Annotated in this window: 12 protein-coding genes; 7 read left to right on the top strand and 5 right to left on the bottom strand. The window is 63.6% G+C overall.

The annotated features are described in order from the left end of the window. Nucleotide 1: 1 nt before the first annotated feature. The 3 genes from ACGYLQ_RS09550 to ACGYLQ_RS09540 form a co-directional block, all read right to left on the bottom strand. The gene (locus tag ACGYLQ_RS09550; RefSeq protein WP_394442491.1) at nucleotides 2–1,561 is read right to left on the bottom strand and encodes a phospholipase D-like domain-containing protein; all 1,560 of its coding nucleotides are present in this window, start codon (nucleotides 1,559–1,561) and stop codon (nucleotides 2–4) included. Nucleotides 1,562–1,645: 84 nt separating this feature from the next. Continuing rightward, complete coding sequence (locus tag ACGYLQ_RS09545; RefSeq protein ID WP_394442488.1) at nucleotides 1,646–4,765, bottom strand: efflux RND transporter permease subunit; 3,120 nt, start codon at nucleotides 4,763–4,765, stop codon at nucleotides 1,646–1,648. Then, complete coding sequence (locus ACGYLQ_RS09540) at nucleotides 4,762–5,871, bottom strand: efflux RND transporter periplasmic adaptor subunit (RefSeq protein ID WP_394442486.1); 1,110 nt, start codon at nucleotides 5,869–5,871, stop codon at nucleotides 4,762–4,764. The genes ACGYLQ_RS09545 and ACGYLQ_RS09540 overlap by 4 nt, the downstream gene beginning before the upstream one ends. Before the next feature lie 291 nt (nucleotides 5,872–6,162). Here ACGYLQ_RS09540 and ACGYLQ_RS09535 point away from each other — a divergent pair, with 291 nt between their 5' ends. Beyond that, a complete protein-coding gene (locus ACGYLQ_RS09535) occupies nucleotides 6,163–7,383 on the top strand; it encodes an MFS transporter (RefSeq protein WP_067265100.1) in 1,221 nt (406 codons plus the stop codon). A 6-nt stretch (nucleotides 7,384–7,389) separates the two neighbouring features. Here ACGYLQ_RS09535 and ACGYLQ_RS09530 read toward each other — a convergent pair whose 3' ends face one another. Beyond that, a complete protein-coding gene (locus ACGYLQ_RS09530) occupies nucleotides 7,390–9,453 on the bottom strand; it encodes an NAD(+) synthase (RefSeq protein ID WP_394442483.1) in 2,064 nt (687 codons plus the stop codon). Continuing rightward, nucleotides 9,450–9,953 (bottom strand): CinA family protein, encoded by a 504-nt coding sequence (locus ACGYLQ_RS09525; RefSeq protein ID WP_067265105.1) that lies wholly within the window; start codon nucleotides 9,951–9,953, stop codon nucleotides 9,450–9,452. Before ACGYLQ_RS09525 ends, ACGYLQ_RS09530 begins: the two co-directional genes overlap by 4 nt. Nucleotides 9,954–10,088: 135 nt before the next feature. Here ACGYLQ_RS09525 and ACGYLQ_RS09520 point away from each other — a divergent pair, with 135 nt between their 5' ends. The 6 genes from ACGYLQ_RS09520 (at nucleotide 10,089) to ACGYLQ_RS09495 (ending at nucleotide 16,448) form a co-directional block, all read left to right on the top strand. Then, nucleotides 10,089–10,718, top strand: a complete 630-nt coding sequence (locus ACGYLQ_RS09520) for a glutathione S-transferase family protein (RefSeq protein ID WP_394442480.1) — start codon at nucleotides 10,089–10,091, stop codon at nucleotides 10,716–10,718. Between the two features lie 174 nt (nucleotides 10,719–10,892). Continuing rightward, nucleotides 10,893–11,981: an acyl-CoA dehydrogenase gene (locus ACGYLQ_RS09515; RefSeq protein ID WP_394442477.1), complete on the top strand. Its 1,089-nt coding sequence runs from the start codon at nucleotides 10,893–10,895 to the stop codon at nucleotides 11,979–11,981. Continuing rightward, nucleotides 11,978–12,676 carry a PIG-L deacetylase family protein gene (locus ACGYLQ_RS09510; protein WP_394442474.1) on the top strand — a complete coding sequence of 233 codons (699 nt, stop codon included), beginning with the start codon at nucleotides 11,978–11,980 and terminating at the stop codon, nucleotides 12,674–12,676. Before ACGYLQ_RS09515 ends, ACGYLQ_RS09510 begins: the two co-directional genes overlap by 4 nt. Next, entirely contained in the window at nucleotides 12,676–13,239 is a 564-nt protein-coding gene (locus ACGYLQ_RS09505; RefSeq protein ID WP_394442472.1) for a class I SAM-dependent methyltransferase, read from the top strand. Before ACGYLQ_RS09510 ends, ACGYLQ_RS09505 begins: the two co-directional genes overlap by 1 nt. After that, nucleotides 13,236–14,282, top strand: a complete 1,047-nt coding sequence (locus ACGYLQ_RS09500; protein WP_394442469.1) for a glycosyltransferase — start codon at nucleotides 13,236–13,238, stop codon at nucleotides 14,280–14,282. The genes ACGYLQ_RS09505 and ACGYLQ_RS09500 overlap by 4 nt, the downstream gene beginning before the upstream one ends. A 102-nt stretch (nucleotides 14,283–14,384) precedes the next feature. After that, nucleotides 14,385–16,448: a catalase gene (locus ACGYLQ_RS09495; RefSeq protein ID WP_394442466.1), complete on the top strand. Its 2,064-nt coding sequence runs from the start codon at nucleotides 14,385–14,387 to the stop codon at nucleotides 16,446–16,448. The last annotated feature ends 14 nt before the right edge of the window (nucleotides 16,449–16,462 follow it).

The following is a 16,462-nucleotide window of genomic DNA, read 5'->3' as shown; positions in this document are numbered from 1 at the left end:
TTTAGGAACGCCGATCGTCGCCGCGCCCCCATTTGCGCCAGGCAAGCCATGCAATCCCCAGCCCGCCCGCGATCAGCGCCATGTGCCGCGGGCGAATGCCGCGCCCGGTGGCGGTGTTTTCGCCCGGATGGTAGCGCGGGTCGAGCAAGCGGGTATTGGCGAGAAAACCACCGACGACAGTCTCGCTGCCCCGGAACACCGGTCGCAGGCCACGGCCCTTCTTGCGGTTGAGGGTTTCGATGGTCCCGATCATCGACTTCTTCTCTGCCATCACCTCGGCCACACGTTCGGGCGGCAGGCCGAGGTGTTCGGCAATCAAGCGGGTTCTGAACCCTTCGATCACCTCTGCGGGGTGCTCGATCGCGACATCGCATTCGGTATCAAACCCCATGGAGCGGTTGTTGAGGTTGCTGGAGCCGAGGCGCAAAAGATGATCGTCGATGATCATGATCTTCGCATGAACATAGATCGGCTCACCCTCCTCGGTGACGGGGAAATAGATGCGAAAGCGGTTTTGGTGATCGGCGCGTTTCAGCTCTTCGACGAGCCGCTCACGCAGGACATGCATGGCGTCATCTTCCAACTGGGATTCCGCATCGCGCGGGTTGATGATGACGACCTCCGGCCCGTCCTCTTCGGCCAACCTGGCTTTAAGCGCATCGCAGACCGAAGCGGCGGCGAAATACTGCGATTCAATATAGATATAGTCACGCGCCGATTGGATCCCCGCGATATAGAGGCGTTCGATTTCATTGATCATCGGCTCTTCGTCGAAAGGCGGCTCGGTCCGGGCGATGCCCACCTCGACCCCTTCGGCATCAATCGGCAGGTCTTCGGGCCATTCGGACATGGGCGCATCCTCAGGGCGCGCGATCTCATCCCCCGTGGCGCGGAACCAACGCCGACGCGAAAGCTCACCCAAGGCGGCGGCGGCGGGGCCGGACATGGCCGAAGTCGCGTCATGCCAAGGGTCAGAGGGCGTGCCATCCTTGCGCAGGCGGCGCGGGTCGTGCGGCAGATGGTCGGGCGTGTCCCACCGGTCTTCGGTCGCGTCGATCCCGCCGCAAAAGGCCAAGGCATCGTCGGCCACGACGATTTTTTGGTGGTGGCAGGCGCCGAAGGGGTGGTGGCCGTCCAAGGCAAAGTGAATCCGGTCGCCACCGAATAGGCTCAGCGCCAGTGAGGGCACCAATCGCCCCGGCGCGGCCAGCACAGCGCCGTTCCATTTCAGCAGGTAGACATGCAGATCCGGCGTCCGCTCCACCACCGCCTCGACAAAAGCGCCAAGCTGGTTGGGATAGCTGTCGGGTGCGTTGCCGTCTTCGTCACTTTCGCCCGGCAGCATCTCAAGCTCGAAATCGAAATCCCAGCCGATCAGCATCAACTGCTGCCGCGCCCCGAGGAAAATCTCGCGCAAGACACGGAAATAATCCGCCGCATCGACGATGAGGCCAAACCGATCGGCCCGGGCGACGCGCCATGTGGTCTTGTCATTGAACAGGCTTTGGCCGTTGGCCGCTTGCGGGTGGTTCGTCTTAGCCAGTTCCAAATCGCCCTGCACGTTTTGTCCCTCTCTCTTCGATCCTACAGGGCTAAACGCCCATTCCCGCGCGAAGTTGCATCGATGCGTAAATATCGGGCAGGCTCAGACCGGTTGCGCCTCAGACAGCTCGGCCTGAAGACGGGCTTCCTCGGCAGCTTTGGGCGTGGTGAACCGCGCCAGCAGGAAATAGGCGACCGGGGTGAGATAGAGGGTCGAGAGCGTGGCCATGCCCAGCCCCCCGACGATCACCCAGCCAAGCGCCTCGCGCGCCTCGGCCCCCGCACCCGCCGAAAGGATCAACGGCACGCCGCCCAAGACGGTCGAGGTCATCGTCATCATCACCGGACGCAGGCGGATGGTGGAGGCGCCAAAGATCGCCTCGTGGATATCCGCCCCCTGGTCGCGCAATTGGTTGGCAAATTCGACGATCAAAATCCCGTTCTTGGCCATGATCCCGATCAACATGACCAGCCCTATTTGGCTGTAAACATTCAGGCTCTGCCCCGTCATCAGCAGCGCGAAGATCGCGCAGGCCAGCCCCAAGGGCACCGTGGCCATCACCACGATGGCAGAGATGAAGCTTTCGAACTGCGCGGCGAGGACAAGGAAAACCACGAGGATCGCAAAGCCGAAAGTCACGAAAAGCCCCGAACTGGTTTGATCCAAGGCGGCGGCCTCGGCCAGCGGCACGATCAGGTTTTCATCCTCCAACACCTCTTGCCCGACCGCGCGCACCTGTTCCAGCGCATCGCCCAGTGACAGGCCCGGGGTCAGCCCGGCGGAGATCTCGACAGAGCGGTTCTGCCCTTCCCGGTCCAACTCGGGCGCGACGGCGCGTTCTTCGAGCGTCACGAAACTGGCCAGCGAAATCATCTGCCCGTTGCCCGATTGGACAAAGACGTTCTCAAGGTCGCGCGGGTCGTTCACCGGGTCCGAGGTCGACAGCATCTGCACGCCATAGCTGGTGTCGTCGATAAAGACCGATGCCACCTCACGCCCGTCGAGCATGGCCTGCAAAGCCTGCCCCAGCCCGGTGATGTCGACGCCGAGGTCAGCAGCCAGCGTCCGGTCGATCTGCACGAAAAGCTGCGGCTGCGTGCGTTCATATTCCAGCCGCACCTGCCCCATCGCCGGGTTCGCGCTCAACCGGTCGACCATCGCCTGTGCCACTTGGGACAGTTGCTCGTAATTATTGCCGGTGATGGCGAATGACAGCCCCCGCCCCGCGCCGCGAATGCCGAGGGAGTTCGGCTGGATCGCGAAGGCCCGCACGCCCACGATGCCGCGCAGCTTGCCGTTGATCTCGCCCACAATCTCATCTTGGCTGCGCGCGCGGTCTTCCCATCCGGCGAGCGTGAACACCATGAAACCCCGATTGTCCGCGCCAAACCCGGTGATGGAGAAGATATTCGTCACCTCTCCGGCCTCTTGCAGCGGGGTGATCAGGTCTTCGATCTCGCGCATCTTGCTTTGGGTATAATCAAGTGAGACGCCCTGCGGGGCCGAGACGCTGAGCAGGGCCACGGCGCGATCTTCGCGCGGGGTCAGCTCTTGCCGGATCTCGCCCGAGACCAGCACCGCCGTCAGCGCGACGAAGGCCGCGATCAGCACCACGACATAGGGCATCGCCAGCGCCCATCTAAGCGTCGCCGCATAGGCGCGGTACAGCAGGTTGCCAAGCCACACGACAGGGCCGCGCGGGTTCTCGGCCGCGGGTTTGGTCAACAAGCGGCTCGCCAAGACCGGGCAAAGGCTGAGCGCCACGACCGAGGACAGCATCACCGCGATGGCGAGGGTAAAGCCGAACTCCCGAAACAGCCCACCCGCCTGTCCGGGCAGGAACGACAGCGGGATAAAGACCGCCGCCAGCGTGGCCGTGGTGGTGACGACCGCAAAGAAGACCTGCGAGGTGCCCAGCACCGCCGCCGCGCGCGGCCCCATGCCCGCCGCCCGTTGGCGCACGATATTCTCTAGCACCACAATCGCGTCATCCACGACCATCCCGGTGGCCAGAACCAGCGCCAGAAGGGTCAGGATATTGATCGAAAAGCCCACCAGATAGATCGCCGCCAAAGTGCCGATCAGCGCCACGGGCAGGGTCAGCGCCGGGATCAGCGTGGCGCGGAAATCACGCAGGAAGACAAAGATCACCGCCACCACGATGCCCACGGCAAAGGCCAGCGTTGAGAGCACCTCGCGGATCGAGCCTGAGATAAAGGTCGCATCGTCCGAGGTCACGAAAATCCGCACATCCTCGGGCAGGGTTTCGTTCAACTCCCCCACCACGGCGCGCACATCGCGCGAGATCTCAAGCGTGTTCGACGTGGCCTGCCGGATGATGCCAATGCCGAGACCCAATTGCCCATTGGCACGCAGGATCGTCTCCCCTTCGGCGGGGCCGAGCGTGACGCTGGCGACATCGCCGAGCCGGACGTTCTGCTTGATCTCCATCGCCTCGAACGCCTGTGTGGTGACAACGCTGGCCGTGGTGCGCACGCTGATCGACTGACGGTCGCCCGCCAGATCGCCTGCGGGCGCGTCATAGGCCACATCGGCCAGGGCGCGCTGGATGTCTCCGAGGGTGAGGCCCCGGCTGGCCAGTTCCAACTGGTCGATATCGACGCGGAAAAACGGCTCACGGTCGCCGTAGACCTGCAAATCCGCCACCCCGTTGACCGAGATCAGCCGATCTTCGACCCGGTCCTGCACCAGTTTGGTCAACTCCTCCGGCGAGCGGCCCATGGAGGTCACGGCGATGCGCATCACCGGCTGGGCATTGGCATCGGCCTTGACGATCTGCGGCTGGTCGGCCCCTTCGGGCAATTGGTTCACGATCCGCGCCACTGCATCGCGCACATCGGTCGCGGCCACGTCGATATCGGTGCTGTCGTTAAACTCCAAGGTGACCCGGCTGCGGCCAAACCGCGAGTTCGATGAGATCGCCCGCACGCCAGAAACCCGGCCCACGGCGCCTTCGATCCGCCCCGTGAGCTCCTGATCGACGGATTCCGGGGAGGCGCCCGAGAAGGTTGTGGTGACCGTGACCACGGGCCGGTCGACATTGGGCAATTCCCGCACCTCCGCGCCGAAAAGCGCGGCAATGCCCGCCAGCACGATCAGCGCATTCAGCACGAAGGCGAGGATCGGGCGGCGCACGAATAGCGCGGTGCCCGAGGCGGTTCTCGCAGGCGGCGTGGCGTCTTCGGTCGGGGCGGCGCTCATAGGGTTGTCTTCTCAGCCGGGGCGGCATCTGACTGCACGCTGCCCGCGCGGTTGACCTCACGCACCTCGCCGCCCTCGCGGAGGGTTTGCACGCCTTCGGTCACCACCACATCATCGGCGGTCAGATCATCCGACAGGACGAGCACCGAATTGCTGTTGCGCTGTGCGATCTCGACCGCGACTTGGTGCGCCTTGCCCTCCCGTACCGTCCAGACAAACGGCCCGTCCGAGGACCATTGCACCGCCAGCGGCGGGATCGCCAGAAACGGATCGCCGACAAAGGTCAGGCTGACCGAAAAGGCCATGCCCGCGCGCAGCTGGTCGCCTTCGTTCGGCACGCGGCCCTGCACCAGAAGCGTGCGGCTGGCGCGGTCGATCACGCTGTCGATGGCGCTGACTTCGCCCGTCAGGGTCAAATCGCGCATGCCAAGCGGGGTGACGGTGATTTCCTTGCCCAAAGAGAGCTTGCTCACCACCCGTTCAGGCACGCGGAAATCGATCAGGATCTCGCTGCGGTCGGTGATGGTGGCGAGTTGATCCTGCGCATTGACGCGGTCACCTTCTTCGATATCGGTGATCCCCACCCAGCCTGAGATTGGCGCGAGGATGCGGCGTTGCGACAGATCGAACTGCGCTTGGCTGAGCGCAAGCTCGGCGCTTTGCAGGGCCAATTCCGTCTCGCGCAGGCGCACTTCGCTGACCGCGCCGGTGTTTTGCAGCCGCTCCACGCGGTCTTGCTCGGTCTGGGCGTTTTCAAGCTGCAATTCGGCTTGCTTCAGGGCGATCTGCTCGGCCTCATTCTCCAACAGGGCCACAACGGTGCCCGCCTTGATCAACTGCCCGGCGGGCAAGTTCAGGTCGGTGATGACCCCCACGGCGTTGGAACGCAGCGTGACGGAGCGGCGCGCGCGCCCGTCGCCGATGGCGGTGATCCGGTCGGCCAAAGTCTCTTCGCTGACCCCGGCGGTGACGATCAGCGACGGCCCGCCGCCGCCCCAGCCCCGGCCAGAGGCCTGTGGCGCCTCCGCGACCTCCTCGATCCCCAGAAGATCGAGCAAGCCGGTCTCCGCCACATAGAGGCGGGAGGCGGGGACATAGGTTAACATCGCGTAAAGACCCGCAACGAGAACCAGCAGAAATACGAAAAATTGGCGCAGGGCTTTCACGGGGGATGCGCTTTCAAAATATGTTACGAGGCGCATAATTGAGCATCGGCCCCAAAAAGGCACGTCAATTCTGCTTGATCACTGGCTGGGCATTCCCCGAAGGGGCCGCTGGCTGCTATCACTATGGCGCGGAAGCCTGCCCGGTGGAAGGGCAATGGGGTTGATTACTAGAAATTCCGTTTCCGCCGCACATATTCTGGCCCAAGCCGGATCAAAGACCAAGGGGACATCATGCGCGCGACGGTTCTACCACTGGCGACACTGCTACTGGGCTTTTCGCTTTTGCAGATGAGCAACGGGTTGCAGGGCACGCTTTTGGCCGTGCGCGCGGGGCTCGAAGGGTTTGGCGGGGCGACCACCGGCCTCATCATGTCGGGATTTTTCGCGGGGCTGAGCGTGGGCTCCTTCGTGGCACCCCGGCTGATCAGCGGGGTGGGCCATATCCGAACCTTTGCCGCACTTGCCTCTGTCGCCTCCGCCGCGGCGCTGATGCATTTGGCTTTCATCGACCCTTGGGTCTGGATCGCCGTGCGCTGCCTCACCGGTTTTGCCTTTGCCGGGTTGATCATCGTGACGGAAAGCTGGCTTAACGCTTCGGTCAGTTCCGCGCAACGGGGCAAATTGCTGGCGGTCTACGGTATGGTCGGCATGGCCTCTGGTGCGGCGGGGCAGTTCCTGCTGAATCTCGGGGATCCGGCTGAGTTCATCCTCTTCGTGCTCGTCTCCATCGTGATGTCGCTGTCGCTGGTGCCGATCTCGCTTAGCCGTGTAGAGGGGCCGCGCTCGGAAGGCGCGCAGGAGCCGCCATCGCTGCGCCGACTGTGGGGGCTGTCGCCCTACGGGGCGGTCAGCGCGGGGCTGGTCGGGGCCTCTATCGGGACGTTCTACGGTCTGGCACCGCTCTTCGCGCAGGAGATGGGCTATACCCAATCACGCATCGCCCTGCTGATCGCGGCCTTCACCATCGGGGGGCTGATGCTGCAATTCCCGCTGGGCTGGGTTTCCGACCGGATGAGCCGCCGGGGCTTGGGCGTCGGACTGGCGGCGGCGGGCGGTGCTTTGATGATGCTGACCCTGCCGATCCCCGCCCCTTCGGGGTCGATGCTGCTGGTGCTGGGGTTTGCCATCGGCGGGCTGGTTCTGCCTGCGCAATCCATCGTCATCGCCCATGTCAACGACCGCGCCCCCGGCTCGGCGGTGGTGGCCGTCTCGGGCGGGTTGGTGCTGATGCAGGGGATTGGCGCCGCAATCGGGCCGCTGCTGGCGGGTGTGCTGCTGGATACACTGGGGCCGCGCGGCCTGCCGCTGGCGCTTGGCGGTTTTCAGTTGACCATCGTGGCCTGGGGGCTGCTGCGCATGACCCTGCGCAGCGATCCCGAAACCCAAGAACGCCACGCGGCACCGCCGCTGACCCCCAACTTTGTCGAAGGCGAGCTGAGCCGCGAGGAATAGCGCGGCTTAGCTCTGGGGCCAGCTCTCTGGCACGTTGCTGCGCAGCTCTTCCAGCCACGGGGTGGCGACAGAATCCGACGGCGCGCGCCAGTCCCCGCGCGGCGACAATGCCCCCCCGGCGCTGACCTTGGGCCCATTCGGCAGGGCCGAGCGTTTGAACTGGCTGGTGGCAAAGAAGCGATGCAGAAATTTTTCGAGCCAGTGGCGGATCGTCTCCAGATCATAGGCGTTGCGTTTGCCCTGCGGAAAGCCCTCAGGCCAGCGCCCCGCCTCGACATCATGCCAAGCGTGCCACGCCAGAAAGGCCACCTTTGACGGGGCGAGCCCGTAGCGCATGGTGTGAAAGAGGAAGAAGTCGTTCAACTCATAGGGGCCGATCATCGACTCGGTGCTTTGAATCTCTTCATCCTCGCCCGCGGGCACCAGTTCGGGCGAAATCTCGGTGTCCAGAATGGCTTGCAACACCTTGTCCGTCTCAGCGTCGAACTGGCCCGAACGGGTGGCCCAACGGATGAGATATTGGATCAGCGTTTTCGGGACGCCGGTGTTCACGGCATAGTGGCTCATCTGGTCGCCCACGCCATAGGTGCACCAGCCAAGCGCCAATTCGCTCAGATCGCCGGTGCCGATGACAAAGCCCTGCCGCTGGTTGGCGAGCCGGAAGAGATAATCGGTGCGCAGCCCGGCTTGGACGTTTTCAAAGGTGATGTCATAGACCGGCTCCCCGTCCGAAAAGGGGTGATCCATATCCTCAAGCATCTGGCGGGCGGCGGGGCGAATGTCGATCTCATCCGCGGTGATGCCCATGGCCTGCATCAATTTCCACGCGTTGGATTTGGTGCCCTCGGAGGTGGCGAAGCCCGGCATGGTAAAGCCGAGGATCCGGTCGCGCGGAATGCCCATACGGTCACAGGCTTTCGCCGCCACGATCAGGGCATGGGTTGAATCCAACCCGCCGGAAATGCCGATGACCATGGTCTTGCCCTTGGTCGCCTCAAAGCGGCGGCGCAGCCCTTCGACCTGAATGTTGAACGCCTCGTAGCAGTCTTGGTCGAGATGGCTTTCGCGGTTCGGCACATAGGGGAAACGGCGCACCGGGCGGATCAGTCCGGCGTTTTCGTGATGCGGCTGATGGGCAAAGGTCACCCGGCGGAATTCCGGCGCGCGGTGCCGCGCGGCATCATGGAAACTGCCCGTCCGCATCCGCTCGGACTGGATACGCCCGCAATCCACATCGGCGATGGTCAGCTCCGGCTCCAGCGGGAAACGGGTGGATTCGGCCAGAAGATCGCCCAACTCATGGATCATCCCCTGCCCGTCCCACGCCAGATCGGTCGTACTCTCCCCCGGCCCGGCGGCGGAGTACACATAGGCCGCGAAGGCGCGCATGGATTGCGACCGGCACAGCAGGTGACGGTCAGAGGATTTGCCGATCACGATGTTGGACGCCGAGAGATTGGCGAGGATCAAGGCGCCCCCAAGCGCGGCATCCGCCGAGGGCGGCGCCGGCGTCCAGAGGTCTTCGCAAATCTCGGCATGGAAGATCAGACCGGGCAGATCCGTCGCCTCAAAAATCAGGTCATCGCCAAAGGGCACTCGCCGGCCCGCGACGGTGATCTCTCCGCCGGTGTCCCGGCCATGGGCAAACCAGCGTTTCTCATAGAACTCGCGGTAATTGGGCAGGTAGGATTTCGGCACCACGCCCAGCACCTGCCCGCGTGAAATGGCGATGGCGCAATTGTAAAGCCGCCCCTCACGGCGCAGTGGCGCGCCGAGCAGGATCACGGGGGTCATCTCGGCGCTGGCCTCGATCAGGTCGCCAAGCGCCTCTTCCACCGCCGTCAGCAGCGCGTCCTGCATGTGCAGATCGTCGATGGCATAGGACGAGAGTGACAGTTCGGGGCAAACCAGCAAATCCACCCGCGCCGCATTGGCCCGGCGCATTTCGTCCAACAGGCTGTCGCGGTTGAAGGCCACATCGGCGGGCCGCACATGCGGCGTGCAGGTCGCCACCCGGACAAAGCCATGACGGTGGTAGGCGGTAAAGGCGGCGGCTTGGCTCTTGCTCACGTCAGGCTCTCCTCCAACATATCCAAAATCGTTTCAAGGCATCGCTGCCGGATCGCATCCCGGCCAATGGCTCCAAATGACTCGGCCCGATGAACCGTGTTACACCCCTCGCGTGCAAGCGCAAAATGCACAAGCCCCTCTTCATCCTCGGCGCTGCCCGGCCCGGCAAACCCGGTGGTCGAGACGGCAATCTGCGCGCCTGAGCGGTCCTGCGCGCCCTCGGCCATGGCAATCGCCACGGGGCGCGAAACCGCGCCGCAGCGGTCCAAAAGCGCCCGATCGACGCCCAACAGCTCATGCTTGGATTGATCCGTATAGGTGACAAATCCCCGCTCGAACGCGTGGGAGCACCCTTCGATATCCGTAAGCAACGCGGCGACCAGCCCGCCGGTGCAGCTTTCCGCCGTGGCGATGTGAATGTCGCGGTCGCAAAGCACTTCCAAAACGGATTTCGCGCGATCTGCGATGTCGGGCTGCGCTAGGGGGTCACTGTTCTGCATCTTCGCTCCGCAAATTGATGCCTTGTTAAGCAAAACCCCCGCAGGCCGCTGTGGTTCCTCGCGTTGACCCACCGCAAACCGCCTGCTTAACATTGCAAGAAACCGAAACGCACCTCTGCATATGGGACCGAAGCGATGATTGATTTCTACACATGGACCACCCCCAACGGCCGCAAGGTCTCGATCCTGCTCGAAGAATTGGGGATCGACTACAATGTGCATGCCATCAACATCGGCAAGGATGAGCAGCACGCGCCCGAGTTTCTAAAGATCAGCCCCAACAATAAAATCCCCGCCATCGTGGACCATGACACTGGGGTAAGCCTGATGGAATCCGGCGCGATCATGGTCTACCTCGCCGAGAAACATGGCCGCTTCCTGCCTGAGGGGCAGGCCGCGCGGGCCGAGGTGATGCAATGGCTGATGTGGCAGATGGGCGGCTTTGGCCCGACGGCCGGGCAGGCGCATCACTTCCTACATTTCAACCCCGGCAAGGCCGCCTATGCCGAAGAGCGTTTCGGGGCCGAGGTCAAACGGCTTTACGGCGTGCTCGACAAACAGCTTGAGGGGCGGGACCATATCTGCGGCGAGTATTCCATCGCGGATATGGCCTGCTGGCCTTGGGTGTCGCGCTATGAATGGCAGCAGATCGACCTTGCCGACTATCCCAATGTGCGTGCGTGGTACCAGCGCCTGCGCGCGCGGGACGCGGTGCAAAAGGGCTACCATGTGCCCAAGGTGATGGGCGAGATTCCCGAGGGCTGACATTCGCCCCCCCGCCGCGGCTGCAACGTAGGCGGGAACCAAAAGACAAGTTGAACGGTTGCGCTCCCGAAGGCAGTGCTGCCACCCGCGCAGGCTGCCCGTTTCACGAATGGGAGGCAGTATCGTGACGCTTGATCTCAAAGGTGTATCCTTGCTCGGCTGTCGGGCACTGCCATGAACAGTGCGCCGCGTTTCGACCCTTTCCCGCCCCAGTCGCAAAGGGATATCCTTTCGCAAACTGCCCGAAAGGCCCTGCGCCACGCGGCGCGGGCCGAAGAAGCGGGCACCGCCCCGATCAGCGGCTCTATCGACATTCTGCGCGACGCGGGGCTGATGCTGGAAGATGGCGCCACGGCGCCTTTGCGCACCGCCCATGCGCTGATGCAGATCGGTGCCGCCAACCTCAGCGTCGGCCGCTTATGGGAGGGCCACGTCAACGCGCTGCGCCTGATCCGCCTATACGGCAGCGCGGCGCAGGCGGAGCGGGCGAAGCAGGTGATCCGGCAAGGTGGGCTTCTGGGCGTTTGGGGGGCCGATGGCGGCAATCCGGCGCGTTTCGAAAAGGGTGTTTTGAAGGGTCAGAAGATTTTTGCTTCCGGCCTCGGCACTGTCACCCATGCGCTCGTCTCGCTCAATTCCGGCCCCGAAGTGCAGCTTGCGCTGATCGATGTGACCGAGCCCGCGCGCGGCGATGCCTCGCAATGGGACATGCTGGGGATGCGGGCGACGGCCTCGGGGACATATGATTTTTCCGGCCTGCCTCTTGAGGATGACGCGCTTATCGGCGCCCCCGGCGATTATCTGAAAGAGCCGCATTTCGTCGGCGGCGTCTGGCGGATCGCGGCGCTTCAGGCGGGCGCGGCGGCAGGGTTGATTGATGCGGCGGCCACTGCTCTGCGGGACATGGACCGGCTTGAGGCCGAGGCCCAATTGAGCCGCTTGATGCAGGTGCTGATGCGGATATGGGCCGGAATGGCATTGGTCGAACGCGCCGCTCTCGCCAACGCGGATGACCACGCGGAGGAGACCCTCGTCAGCACCTCGATCGCCGCGCGAATTTATACTGAGGAGGTCGCCCTCGACTCGATCAAAGCGGTGGAGCAGAGCCTAGGGTTGCGGCATTTCACCGGAACCTCCGAGACGGGCCGCATGGCGCGCGATCTTTCGGTCTATCTGCGCCAAGCCGCGCGCGATGCCTTCCTGCAACGCGCCGCCCGCCATGCGCTTTCAAGCGACCAGACGGTTTGGGGTGTCTTTGGATGAGCCACAACGCCCCCCTCGCCGAGGCTCTGTCGGGCCGCGAAAAGATCGTGGTTCTGGCGCCGCATCCGGACGACGAAACACTCGGCTGCGGCGGTCTTTTGGCGCGCGCTTTCGCAGGGGCCGGGGCGCATGTCATCTGCCTGACCGATGGCGGCGCCAGCCACCCCGGCTCCCGCGCATGGCCCCCGGCCCGATTGGCCGAGACACGGCGCGCGGAACTGGCCGAGGCGCTCGATCTCCTTGGTGGCGGCGCAGCGGATTTGACATGGCTCGGCCATCCCGACAGCCAATTGCACGAGGTGCCTCCCGACGCCATCCTGACCGAGCTGATGCAGGTAATCGACGCGCAAACGGTACGCCACATCTTCGTCCCGGCCCGCGAAGACAAACATTGCGACCATCAAACCACCGCGTCACTGGCCGACGGGCTGCGCGCGCAGCGCCCCGATCTGCATTTTCATAGCTATCCGGTGTGGAGCCGTTTCGACGATCCGAACTTTGCCGAGAACACGGCTGGCTACGCCCCCCTGACCCTCGACACCGCCGCCTACCGCGACGCCAAGAGCGCCGCGATCCGCGCGCATCGCAGCCAGCTTGGCCAAGTCGTGCAGGACGATCCCGAGGGGTTCGTTCTGCCCGAGGCGATGATCGACCTCTTCGCGCAGCAAGACGAAATTTTTTGGAGGATGCCGTGATGGGTGTGGGGTTGGATCATCTCCAAGGTCTCTATGCCGAGACGAGCGATCCTTGGGGGTTCGAACATAGCGCCTATGAGCAGGCCAAATTCGCCGCGACGCGGGCGGCGCTTTCACAGGATGGCTACCGCTCGGCCTTTGAACTCGGCTGCGGCAATGGGCAATTGGCGCGCCACCTGATCGACATCTGCGCGCGCTATACCGGGATGGATGCGGTCGCCAGCGCCCTGACCGCCGCGCGCAAAACGGTGCCGGAGGGGCGCTTCGTCCAAGGGTTCTATCCCGGCCCCCTGCCAGAGGGGGACTTCGATCTGCTGATCCTCTCCGAAGTGCTCTATTTTCTGGATCATTCGGGGTTGGCCCAACTGGCGAGCGACATTGCGACCCGCTGGCCGAAGGCCGAGATCATCTGCGTGACTTGGCGCGGTGACACCGGCAATCCGTTGCAAGGGGAAGAGGCGCTGAACGGCTTTGCCAAGGCGCTCGACACCCATGCCTTCACCTGCGTCAGCGAGACCGAGAACTACCGCATCGACCGCGCCTTTCCGGAGGGTGACAGATGAGTTTCGAGCGCTGGAAAGACACCGCGATCATCATCCCCGCCCGGAACGAGGCGGAGCGGATCGGCGATTGCCTCACCGCCCTCGCCCCCCAGTGTAACGACCGTGTCCACGTGGTCCTTGTGGTGAACAACACCGATGACGACACCGCCAAGATCGCCACGGCTGCGGCGGGGCGGCTTGGCATCGACCTCACCGTGCTCGACCTCACCTTTCCCCCCGGCATGGGGGTCGGCGCGGCAAGGCGGAGGGGCTGCGCCGTGGCGCTCGATCAGATGCCTCATCTGCGCCAGATCCTGACCACCGATGCCGATTGCCGCGTCAGTCCCGATTGGGTCGCGCGCAGCATTCACCACCTCCAACGCTTTGATGCCCTCTGCGGCAGGGTCACCCTGAACCCCGAAGAGGCCGCCTGTTTGGCGCAGCAAGACCCCATGTTTGAGGCCCATGAAATGGCCTACCGCCGCTTGGTGCTCACGCTCTACGCGCGGCACGCCCCGAACTGCGCCGATTTGCAGAACAGCCACGGCGAAGCGCCGGGGGCCAGCCTTGGCTTCACCCGCGATGCCTATGAGGCCGTCGGCGGTTTCGCCCCGATCCCCTGTGGCGAGGACCGCGCGATCATCCGCGACCTGCGGGCGGCGGGCCGCCGGGTGCATCACGCGGATGATGTCTGGGTTGAAGCCTCGTGCAGGCTTGTCGGGCGCGCGGTGGGCGGCATGGCCGATACGCTGCGCATTCGGCTGAGCGGGGCGGGCTATCTGGCCGATGACTGTTTGCCGGATGCGGGCTGCTTGCTGGAGAAGCTGCGCCGGGGGGCCTTGGGCTGCTGGCCGGTGCAGGTGCCAGAGGCTGAACGCATTCCGGTCGATGAACTGCCCGCGCATATCGCGCTTCTGCGGGGCTTTTTGGACAGGTCCGCGACCTGTGAGACAGCCGCCCCCCTCGCATTGGAGGCCGCAGATCTCCACCCGCGCGAGAACTTTCCTGCCCGCCGGGCAAAAGCATCGGAACCCCTCGCCGCGGGGGTGGTTGAACTCTCATAGGGTCGGGCAATCACCGCCGGCTCTGGAGCGGCCCTCTCGGCCCGCCACATATTAGCAACAAATCCTCCCGATTATATTCCGGGGGCGCTGTGGAGAAAGATCATGACAGACAAAGAACTTGGCAAAGGCGGCGAACCCCGCCAGCAAACCACGGACCGCGAAAAGACGATGACGACCGCGCAGGGCGGCCCGATCGCGGATGATCAGAACTCACTCAAAGCAGGTCCGCGTGGCCCGGTCTTGATGGAAGACCACGTTTTCCGCGAGAAGATGTTTCATTTCGACCATGAGCGCATTCCTGAGCGTGTCGTTCACGCCCGCGGCTACGGCGTGCATGGGCATTTCGAGCTAAAGGAAGCGATCCCCGAACTGTCCTGCGCCGATATCTTCCAGCGCGTCGGCGAAAAGACCCCGACCTTTACCCGTTTCTCCACCGTGGCAGGCAACAAGGGCTCTTTCGATCTGGCCCGCGACGTGCGCGGGTTCGCGACGAAGTTCTACACGCAAGAGGGCAACTGGGATCTCGTCGGCAACAACATCCCCGTGTTCTTTATCCAAGACGCGATCAAGTTCCCCGATCTCATCCACTCCGTCAAACCCGCCCCTGACCGTGGCTTCCCGCAGGCGCAGTCGGCGCATGACAACTTCTGGGATTTCGTCTCGCTCTCGCCCGAGGCGATCCATATGACGCTGTGGCAGATGTCCGACCGTGCAATCCCGCGCTCGTTCCGCTTTATGGAAGGCTTCGGCGTGCATACCTTCCGGCTGGTCAATGCCGAGGGCCAATCGCATTACGTTAAATTTCACTGGAAGCCCAAGCAGGGTCTGCAATCGGTTGTTTGGAACGAAGCGCTCAAGATCAACGGCGCGGATCCGGATTTCCACCGCCGCGACATGTGGGATGCCATCGACGCGGGCGACTATCCGCAGTGGGATCTGGGCATTCAGGTCTTCGACGATGAATTCGCGGATAACTTCGAGTTCGACATCCTTGATGCCACCAAGATCATCCCCGAAGAGCAGGTGCCGGTGCGCATCATCGGGACGCTGACGCTGGATGCCAATGTCGACAACTTCTTCGCCGAGACCGAGCAGGTGGCCTTTTGCACCCAGAACATCGTGCGCGGGATCGACCACACGAATGACCCGCTGCTACAGGGGCGGAACTTCTCCTACCTCGACACGCAGCTCAAACGTCTCGGCGGGCCGAACTTCACCCATATCCCGATCAACGCGCCGAAATGCCCGTTCCACCACTTCCAGCAAGACGGCCATATGGCGATGCACAATCCCAAGGGTCGCGTGAACTACGAGCCCAACAGCTGGGGCGAGGATGGCGGCCCGCGCGAGAACCCAGAGATTGGCTTCCAGAGTTACCCGGCAGAGGTGGAAGGCACGAAACAGCGCGTGCGGTCCGAGACATTCGCCGACCACTACAGCCAGGCGCGGCAGTTCTACATCAGCCAGACCGAGATCGAGCAGCAGCACATCGCGGCGGCCTATACCTTCGAGCTGTCGAAATGTCAGGAAGAACGCATTCGCCTGCGGATGCTCTCGCATCTGATGAACGTGCATGACGATCTGGCGAAACAGGTGGCCGAAGGCTTGGGCGTGACCGAGATGCCGGACCCCGCCAAACCCGCGCGGGAGCCGATCACCGATCTGCCGCCGTCCGACGCGCTCAGCATTCTGAAGAACGCGCCGAACAGCTTTGCGGGCCGCAAGCTGGGTCTGTTCCTGACCGAAGGCGCGGATGCCTCGGTGGTGGAAGCCTTGGAAAAAGCCTTTGCCGATGAAGGCGCGATGGTGGCCATCGTGACACCGCATATCCAAGGGGTGACCCTTTCGGACGGCAGCACCCGCGAAGCAGATGAGAAGATCGACGGCGGCCCGTCGGTGGTCTTTGACGCGGTGGCCTTGGTCTTCGGGAATGAGAAAGCCGACAAGATCGCCAAGAACAAACCCGCGCAGGATTTCGTCTCGGACGCCTTTGCGCATAACAAGTTCATCGCTTGGACCACCGCCGCCGATCCGCTGCTCAACGCCGCCGGGGTCGAGAAGGACGAGGGCATGATGGAGGTCTCTGCCGATAATGCGGACACGTTCCTTCAGACCTGCCGCAAACTTCGGTTCTGGCAGCGCGAAGAAAAGCTGAACTGGGAATAAAAAAACATCGGGCC

The organism is Sulfitobacter sp. 1A12779 (assembly GCF_043557315.1).
Classification (GTDB): Bacteria; Pseudomonadota; Alphaproteobacteria; order Rhodobacterales; family Rhodobacteraceae; genus Sulfitobacter; species Sulfitobacter faviae.
Note: the sequence above shows the minus strand (reverse complement) of the source record. Positions and strands in the feature narration are given on the sequence as shown.